This is a genomic window from Alcanivorax sp. HI0083 (genome assembly GCF_001635175.1).
In genome coordinates, this window is record NZ_LWFX01001122.1 from 1 (window position 1) to 5,498 (window position 5,498).

At 57.9% G+C, this 5,498-nt stretch carries 6 protein-coding genes; all 6 read right to left on the reverse strand.

The window, feature by feature from the left end; translation table 11 throughout:
- Positions 1–122: 122 nt before the first annotated feature.
- The gene (locus A3754_RS26680; RefSeq protein WP_156497021.1) at positions 123–446 is read right to left on the reverse strand and encodes a hypothetical protein; all 324 of its coding nucleotides are present in this window, start codon (positions 444–446) and stop codon (positions 123–125) included.
- Between the two features lie 401 nt (positions 447–847).
- Positions 848–1,987, reverse strand: coding sequence for an acyl-CoA dehydrogenase family protein (locus tag A3754_RS15605; protein WP_063520444.1), 1,140 nt, complete (start codon positions 1,985–1,987; stop codon positions 848–850).
- A 256-nt stretch (positions 1,988–2,243) separates the two neighbouring features.
- Positions 2,244–2,693 carry an OsmC family protein gene (locus A3754_RS15610; protein WP_063520445.1) on the reverse strand — a complete coding sequence of 150 codons (450 nt, stop codon included), beginning with the start codon at positions 2,691–2,693 and terminating at the stop codon, positions 2,244–2,246.
- A gap of 84 nt (positions 2,694–2,777) precedes the next feature.
- Entirely contained in the window at positions 2,778–3,632 is an 855-nt protein-coding gene (locus A3754_RS15615; RefSeq protein ID WP_063520446.1) for a triacylglycerol lipase, read from the reverse strand.
- A gap of 170 nt (positions 3,633–3,802) precedes the next feature.
- Positions 3,803–4,879 (reverse strand): alpha/beta fold hydrolase, encoded by a 1,077-nt coding sequence (locus A3754_RS15620; protein ID WP_063520447.1) that lies wholly within the window; start codon positions 4,877–4,879, stop codon positions 3,803–3,805.
- The coding region (locus A3754_RS15625) for a VOC family protein (RefSeq protein WP_231880649.1) at positions 4,876–5,498 on the reverse strand (623 nt) is incomplete at its 5' end. The genes A3754_RS15620 and A3754_RS15625, both read right to left, overlap by 4 nt.

The following is a 5,498-nucleotide window of genomic DNA, read 5'->3' on the forward strand; positions in this document are numbered from 1 at the left end:
AATCAATAACCTCATGATTTCTCACACTTCCTAGACGCATAGCGCCGCCAACACGCGCGTATTTTTTGTGAAGCCGCAGGCGTAACGAAAAATACGTCGCGGTGCTTGGCCTTGTTATGCATTTACTCAAATACACCCTTATTGGACATATAAAAATTGTAGTACGCAGAGTGCAATGGTTGTTCAGCCGACTGGCACCAATAAACCTCTATGGTTCCTGCCATCTTTTCAGGAGTTCCACCAATCATAGAATCTCTGGCTCCATATGGATGAACTATCGTTTTCTCCATGAATTCTTGCGCCGCGCTCTGGGCTCTAGATTGAGCTGCTTCGTGAAGAGAAGCTCTTGCTTCACTGCCTACGCTCATTGCATCGCCACAGGTAATTACACCTGCATTAGATAACAGTGGAAGAACACAAAAGGCAGTCAAAAATTTAGCCTTCACTTGATCTCCTAGGATGCATAACAGCGTATTCAGTCGAACGGTTCGACATATCTTTTTTCGACATAATTCTTAGCGAGGCAACAGCCAATGAGCCAAATAATTCAGTGGCTACAATGATCTGGAGCACCGCCGAGAATTGATCTCATCTGACAAAAGTCGAAGTAGCGGGTTATTTCCTGCGCTTCCTTGACCCTCTCCCCTAGTGAAACCCACTTTATATCAACCGTTTAGCTTTTTATGTAAGCCATATCCTACAACTTCATGCCAGTTCTGTTGAGCATGGGCTAGTCAGGATTTGGCTGCACCAAGGTTCGCACCTCAAGTGGTGCTCCTACAGAAAGAGGAGGCATAAAAAAAACGCGGCCATCGGCCGCGTTTTTTATTCGGAAAAATGAAGCAACTTACCGCCCGATAATGTCCCGGGAGATGATTTCCTTCATGATTTCGCTGGTGCCGCCGTAGATGCGCTGGATGCGTGCATCCACGTAGTCGCGGGAGATGGGGTATTCCTGCATGTAGCCGTAGCCACCGAACAGTTGCAGACATTTGTCAGCAACCACGCCTTGCAGCTCGGTGGTGGTGAGCTTGGCGATGGAGGCGTTGGTGGCGGTGAGTTCGTTGCGATCGTACTGGTCGATGCACTGCTCACCGTAGGCGCGGTTGACGACGACCTGGGCGTGCAGGTCCGCCAGCACGAAGCGGGTGTTTTGCAGGCTGGAGATCGGCTTGCCAAATGCCATGCGCTCTTTGGTGTATTCGATGGTGCGCTCGATCATGCCTTCACAGGCGGCGATGGCGCCCAGGGCCAGGATCAGGCGTTCGCGGGGCAGTTCGTTCATCAGGTTGGCGAAGCCTTTGCCTTCACCACCAAGAATCTGGTCGGCGCCCACTTTCACGTTTTCGAAGAACAGCTCGGAGGTATCCGCCGCGTGGTGGCCCATTTTTTCCAGGTTGCGGCCGCGCGCAAAACCGTCCAGTGCGCAGTCCACGGTGAACAGGGTCATGCCTTTGGAACCGGCATTCGGGTCGGTCTTGGTGGCGAGCACGATCACGTCGCAGTGCTGGCCGTTGGTGATGAAGGTTTTCTGGCCGCTGATGCTGTAGCCATCGCCGTCCTTGTCGGCACGGGTTTTCATGCCCTGCAGGTCGGAGCCGGCACCAGGTTCGGTCATGCCGATGGCGCCCACGGCTTCACCGGTGACCATTTTCGGCAACCAGGCTTGTTTCTGCTCTTCGCTACCCAGGTGCAGGATGTAGGGAGCAACGATGTCGGAATGCACGGAAATGTTGGACGCCAGGGCACCAAAACCGGCACGGGAGGCTTCTTCCACAATCACTGCGGACAGGCGGAAGTTGGCGCCGAAGCCGCCGTATTCTTCCGGCACGTCCACACACAACAGGCCATTTTCGCCCATCTTGTTCCACAGCTCGCGGGGGAACATTTCGGCTTTTTCCCACTGGTCGTAGTGCGGGGCGACTTCGTTTTCGAGGAATTTTTTGACGTTATCGCGAAACAGTTCGATTTCGTTCTGATCAAGCATGCTGGCTAGTCCTGTTGGTCAACGGCGGCGGCCCACCCTGGGTGTGCCGATTAACAATGGCCCACATTCTAGCGCTAAGGCGTGACGGCCACATCAATGCCGGGTGACTGTCCGGTCCCGACGGGTGAGGCGAATCGCAGCCTTTGGCGTGCGCCGGCAAGTCTGGAGTTTGGGGGTTTGCGATTAGCGTGCGGGGGTTCGCGCCCTGAAAGGGCGCTCCTGCAGAATCCGTCAGGCCTGGGGGAAACCCGATCGGCTAGGCTGACTCTATACGCACGTCCGCCTTCAAAGAGTTGGCCACGAAGCAGTTGCGGTGGGCGCTGTCGTGGAGCTTTTCCAGGGCTGCGCCATCCGGCTCTTCGCCATCGAAGACGACTCGGGGACGCAGCACGATCCGGGTGATCGTCATGCGGCCTTCCGGGTTCTTTTCTACCGTGCCTACCGGCTGGTCAATATAGCTGAGGACGTTGAGGCCACGCTTGGCAGCGATGGACAGGAAGGTCAGCATATGACAGCTGGCCGTGGCGGCAATCACGGCTTCGTCCGGGTTCACCCGGTTGGCGCAGCCGTAAAACTCCGGGGAGCCGGAGGCCTGTACGACTTCGCCGCCGGCGAAGGTCCATTCGTGGTCCCGGTTGAAGTGTTCATAATCGAATTCGGTGCCCCGCTGCAGGTGCCAGGCCACTGTTGCGCCGTATTCACTCATGGTCGAACTCCCTCTCTCGCGTTTTCACTTTCACCATGATCCGGCAAGAGAGGAAAGGCAACCATGTTGCAGATCAATGTCTGATCAGCTGTCCTTCACCGGGGCCAGAAGGCAACGTTCCACCTGGTCCATCACCCGCGTGCTGTACAGCAAGGCACAATGGCCCAGATACGGGACGTGGATATTTTCTTCTGCGCCGTGCAGTACCGCCGTGGAGACCGGCAGCACAAAATTATCCATATTGGAAAAGATGGAGAAGTAACGGGCATTACCCGGGCAGGGCTGCTCGGTGGCCAGCTCCCGAATGAACGGGCTCTGGTAACGCAGCTGGGCGGCAGCGCCCAATGGCGGGAACAGCCCGGCAATCCGCGACCCGTAGTGCGGGCTGCCCAGGGTGATCACCCGGTCCACCTTGCCGGCCAGGCCCAGGTTTTTGAGTGCGTACCGGGTTAGCGGCCCGCCCATGGAATGGCAAATCAGGTGCGCCTTTTCGGCACCCGTGACGGCCAGGATACGCTCAACATGATCCACCACCTGCTGCGACAGTTTGCGGGCATTGATGTGTGGCGGGGTGTAACTCACGGAATAGACGTTGGACCAGCCCCGCCACTTCAGGCGCCACTGCATGAACAAAAAGTTGGCGCTGTTGCCGCCATAGCCATGGACCAGAATCACCGGTGCCTCGCCATGATGGCGGCTGCGTGCCGGCGAGGTATCGTGGATCAACCGCAACGGGTAACTGAACACCAGAATCGTCAGGGCCGCGGCTTCCTTGGCCATGCCAATCACCGTGGGGAGTAGCCGTAGCGGCTGCTCACCGGGCAGCTCGGCCTGTTCCGGAAAACTGCGGCGGTCGTAGTACCAGCACAGATAAAACACCAAGGTGATGGACACCGTGGTGAGCACCAACAGTGCCAGCAGAAAAATGATCAGTCCCATCCCGTAATGACTCCGTTGTTGTTTTTACCGACGCTAGGCCAGCGCCGGGGAGGATGAAGCGCGGCTGGTATGACTGTCGGACAAGACGTGAAGAGAATTCACAATTGACCGCCAACCATCCCGTCAACGGGGCCCACATGGCTGCCCGCCTGAATAAAACCTCAACCCCGCTAGCCCAGTCCCTGCTCGTTCAGCCAGGCGGTGCAGTGCGCCACCGCTTCAGCCAATTTGTCGTTCTGGCCAAAGTAATAGTGATTGGCACCGGCCACTTCGCGCAGGGTGGCCTGCCCTGATTGGAAGCCATCAAAGAGCCGTTGGGTATGGCTGGGGGTACAGGCGTTGTCGGCGGTGTTGCCGATCACCAGCGCCGGCACCTTGATGCGCCCGGCGCAGGCCGGGCCATTGTTGACGGTTTCCGGGTCGCCCAGGTAACAGGTGCCGGGGACACGCTCATTGCTGTCCTGTTCCGGGTCCAGCCAGCGCACGTCACACATGGTGCGGTGCACGATAAAACCATACTCCTCGGTGTGCAGGCCCTTGCTGCGAAAATCGTCCAGCTTGCTCTTTGCCCAACCGGTGATGCGGCGGTTGCGGTCGATCTGTGCCTGGCGGAAACGGGCCACGAACTCAGCACTGTAGGGCGGCTGATTGGGGCAATCCGGATGGTAGATATCCAACTCCCGATCCTCCGGGTTGTTCTCGTCTTTCACAGACGGGTCCAGCCATTCAGTCATGGTGATGGCACGGGACACGTGGGCCGCCAGCAGCATGATGCCGTCCGCTGGAATCAGGTTTTGCGCGGTGAGATCGTAAGGGTCTCCCGCTGGCGTGTGGGTAATCTGCGGGTCTTCCGCTTCAGCCTGATACAGCAGGCTCAGGGAGCCACCACCGGACCAGCCCGCCAGCACCACTTTTTCAAAACCCAGCCGTTCTTTGGCATCGCGCACGCAGGCGCCCAGATCCGCTACCACCTTCTCCATCAGCAGCGCACTGTCGGCCCCGCGGTAACGGCTGTTGCAATAGATAACCGAGAGCCCCGCTTTCGCCAGCGCCGACACCATGGGCAGATAAGCTCCGCCGCCCACCGGGTGCATAAAGATCACCACGGTCTTGCCCGGGCCGCTTTTCGGGGTAAGCAGGTGGGATTCCAGGGCCACCAGGTCCATGGGGCCGGCGTAGGTGTCCTTGAAGCTGGATTGCTCCATGAAGGTCACCAGATACGGGATGCGGTCGTAATGCTTGCTCATTGCGGGGCGTCCTTCTGCGTGTTCTGCGTGTCCTGCTTTTCTTGTTGTTTGCCCTGCTGCTGCTCCATGGCGCCCTTCACTTTCGAGAAGTCAGTCTTACTCATGTCCAGGCCACGCATATCCAGGGCCGCGGCACCAAAATTGTCTTCCTTCAGCGCGCGGGTCTTTTCGGTCCACGCCTTCAGCACCCCATGGGCGTTGGCGGCATCTTCCGCCACCACGGCCTCATAGCGGGCATCCTTGATGGTGATTTCCAGCGAAATACCGTTGGGGTCGAAGAAATAGATGGAGTGAATGAAGTCGTGGTCGATGGGCCCAAAGCAGGGGCGGCCGGCCTTGTTAATCCGGCGGCGCCAATCCTTCAGCTCGTCCAGGGTGTCCACTTCAAAGGCCAGGTGCAGATCGAAGGCACTGCGCGGGCGGAACATTTTTTCATCGGCCCCCTCCGGGGCGTCGAAGAAGGCAATGAAATTGTCATCGCCCATCTTGAAGAACAGATGCATGTAGTCGATCTTGCGGCCGGTGCCTGGCTCTTCATCGAACACCATGGCCAGGGTGAGGGGCAGGCCCAGCACCTCTTCGTAAAACCAGCGGGTCTGCTCCGCATCGCGGCAGCGGT